Consider the following 3458-nt stretch of genomic DNA (forward strand, 5'->3'; position numbering starts at 1 on the left):
CTGTTCACATAATATCTCCCTTCTATCTTGGTCTTCCAAAACCATAAAAGTGTGATTTCCAATATTTTGAATTTATTGATGTGTATTGAATTGGATCTCCTGCGTGAATCATCATTCCGTTACCTGCGTATATTCCTACATGAGATATTGGAGTTCCACTGTTATATGTTGAGTGGAAAAATATAATATCTCCAGGTTGAGCTTCACTTGGACTTACTGGATTACAATAGTCTTTGTATATTCTCCATGCAGTTGTTCTTGGCATACTCTTTACACCAGACTTTGTAAATGACCAACATACAAAACCTGAACAGTCAAAGTTAGATGGTCCACTTGCTCCAAACACATATCTTTTACCTATATGTTTTTCTGCTTCATTAAATAAGGCTTTTGCAGTAGCTGAATCAAAAGCAAGACCAGGATTTCCAAAGTTAGGATTGTCTACTATTTCTCCTAAGTCCCCATTACCTGTTCCAAAAACATCTCCCATATTTCCCTTAGCTTCAAGAAGAGCTTCATAATGAACTACATTGTCTGGATAATCTTTAAATATTTCCCTAACAACTTCATCCATTTCTTTTTTCTTTAAAGTTACAATTAACTTTTTATATTCGTACTCTTCTTTTTCATAGCTAGTATAAGGATTGCCACGACTATCATATCTAGTTCTTGCTACTGTTCTTGTTCTAATTTCAATTTCTTCTTTAAAATCAAGTTTATACATCTTATCGAAAAGTTCTTTTAAAATTCCTTTTACTTCAGACGCTGATTTTACCTCTCCACATCTTGAAGTTATATAGGATAAAAGTTCATGGGTATTATGACCAATTTCTCCTTCTTTGTTTATGATATATTCATCATATCCAGGATGACTTGTTTTTACACTTTCGATTTGTGATTGTAGGTCATATTCCATTGATGAAAATTCTTGATTAACTTCACTTAGAACTGTATCTTGTGATAGGTATGTTGTTGTCATTACTGAATTTACTGAGTTGCTTAGTCCACTCATACCAACACTTCCACCACCAATCATGATTGATAGCATAAGACCTAGTCCTATTACTAGAAATAAAACCATCTTACTTTTTCTTACGATTAGTTCTTTAGAAGCCTTACCTAAACTTAAAATAGCTTTTTTAACTCTATCTACAAGTCTTGTTTCGTGCTTTTTAGCTATCATGCTTTTCATTTGTTTTCTTTGGTAAAACTTCTTAAATCTATTTTTCTTTATATAGGCATCTGACCTTTTTAAATCTTCCAAGCCACTTTTAAACTCCAACTTGCTTTTTCTCTTTCTTATTTTCTTATCAAGTTTAGATAGCTTTTTTAAGGACTTTTTCTTTTTATCTAGCTTATACTTCCTTATTCCATGCTGGAGTTTAGAGCTTACATTAGCGACTTTTTCTCCAGATTCTACACCAGTATTGTCAGATCCTAAACTTAGATAATCTCTCACTAACTCTGATGACTTAGCTCCAGATAATAAAACCTCAGAAGATAGACTTCCTTTAGTTTTATTTTTTAAAATATTATCCTTTAGCTTGCTTTTAGACTTTTCAAGCTCTCCAATCTTTTTATCTGAGATAAAGTCTTTAACATCTTGTGCCTTCTTAGAATCTTTCGTTGTAACTTTCTTCGATTCATTTTTTAAGTTATCAATTTTCTTGCGAGTAAATTTATCACTTTCATATTTTTTTCTCTTATAGTAAGTCTTCTTTTTATTAACTTTCTTTTGTTCTGAAGATTTAAGGCTTGTTTCTTTTTCATCCTTTATAAATTCTTGATTATTGTCTTTAAGCTCAGAATTGTCAAAAGTCTTATCTGTATCAACTTCGCTTGGCTTATTTTCTTTATCTATCTCTTTAGAAATTTTTTCCTTATCTCTAAACTTCTTTTCTTGATAAAGTTTCTGCTTTTGCTTTTTATCAATATTAGTATTACTTTCGTTCTTACTTACTTCATCTTTAACAAGCTTATCTTTTCTATATATTCTCTTACTTTTCTTTGCTTCGATAGGTTTATCTTCGCTTGTGTGGATTCGCTTAGACTCTCTCTCTTTAATTTTGTCTTGGAATTTATCCTTACTATGGATAAGTTTATCCTCATAATTTTTAAGAACTTGTCTTTTACTTGATGCCTTCTTATTGCTTTTTTGTTGAGCCTTAGCTGAAATATCATCTGTTGTTAATTTATTAGAATTAATATTTCTACTGTTTTCACTATCAAAATCAACTTTTTTAAAGTCTACATCTAACTCTTCATCAAGTTTAAAGCTTTCATCTGTCCTTATTTCAAGATTAGCTTGTTTTGTTTCTTCAACCTTATCCTTATTATCTAAAACTTCTTTTCTGATTCTTTCCTTGTTTTTAGCCTTCTGAAAGTCTTTTAGTTTATCTTGTTTTTGATCTTTAGCTAATACATTCTCATGGATAAGTTTAGATTCTTTTTCTGAAATTTTATCTCCGAACCTATCCTTAGTCTTAATAATCTTATTGGTATAATCATCTGAATGTACAAGTTTACTATCTACATTCTTTTCAGGAGCGTCCCTATTTCGTATAATTTTCTTTTGAAAATCTTTTTTTAGTTTTTTATCCATATCACACCTACTTAGCTTCTTCTGGTTTTGTTGTCATTAGCTTATATAACATGGTGTCTTTAGGGAATTTATCTATAAATGGAACAATAGTATTTCCAAAGAATAGTAATCCCTCACCTGCATTTGAATTAGTAATATAGTTTAACTGATAAGGCGATATTTTTAATTTCTTAGCAAGAATATCTCTATCTCCAGATGCTTGATTTAACATTAGAACAAAGTCTGTATTATCAAAGATATTTTCAATTTCCTGACTTGTTAAAAGGTCTTTTACGTTTTGAGTTATACCTGTTGGAATACCACCCCATTTTCTAAATCTTTTCCAGATTTCTACTGAATATGAAGCAGTTTGTGGGTCTTTTAATAAAAGGTGGAACTCATCTATATAGTATCTTGTAGACTTGCTTCCTCTATTTAAGGAAACCTTGTTCCAAACTTGGTCTTGAATTACAAGCATACCTATTTTTTTAAGTTGTGTTCCTAGCTCTTTTATATCAAAACAGAGCAGTTGCCTATTTAGGTCAACATTTGACCTATTATTAAATACATTAAGACTTCCCTTAACATAAATTTCCATTTCTGTTGCGAGCTTTCTACCAACTCCCTCTTCTTGAGATAGGAGCATATCGTATAAATCTCCTAATATAGGCATATTTTCTGGTTTTGGGTCTTCAAAATACTTTTGATATATCTTTGGTAAGCACCTATCTATAACAGATTTTTCTGCAGCAGTAAGACCAGATCCTCCTACTACAAGTTCAAGCATAGACATTATGAAATTTGCCTTATCCTTTAAAGGTGCGTCCCCATCTCCATAGTTCATATTAATATCTAATGGATTTAGATAGTCCTTTGA

General features: G+C 30.9%; 2 protein-coding genes. Both read right to left on the minus strand.

Annotated features, from left to right (window positions below; all coding sequences use genetic code 11):
• Positions 1 to 22: 22 nt before the first annotated feature.
• Positions 23 to 2602, minus strand: coding sequence for a C40 family peptidase (locus DES33_RS09410; protein WP_110058824.1), 2580 nt, complete (start codon positions 2600 to 2602; stop codon positions 23 to 25).
• Positions 2603 to 2609: 7 nt separating this feature from the next.
• Positions 2610 to 3458: VirB4-like conjugal transfer ATPase, CD1110 family (locus DES33_RS09415; protein ID WP_249033638.1), on the minus strand; the 849-nt coding region annotated here is incomplete at its 5' end.

This window comes from Finegoldia magna, from assembly GCF_003182075.1.
Lineage (GTDB): Bacteria > Bacillota > Clostridia > Tissierellales > Peptoniphilaceae > Finegoldia > Finegoldia magna.

Coding starts and splice junctions, on each gene's coding strand:
- DES33_RS09410 (WP_110058824.1), bottom strand. CDS start 2,602: ATGGATAAAAAACTAAAAAAAGATTTTCAAAAGAAAATTATACGAAAT.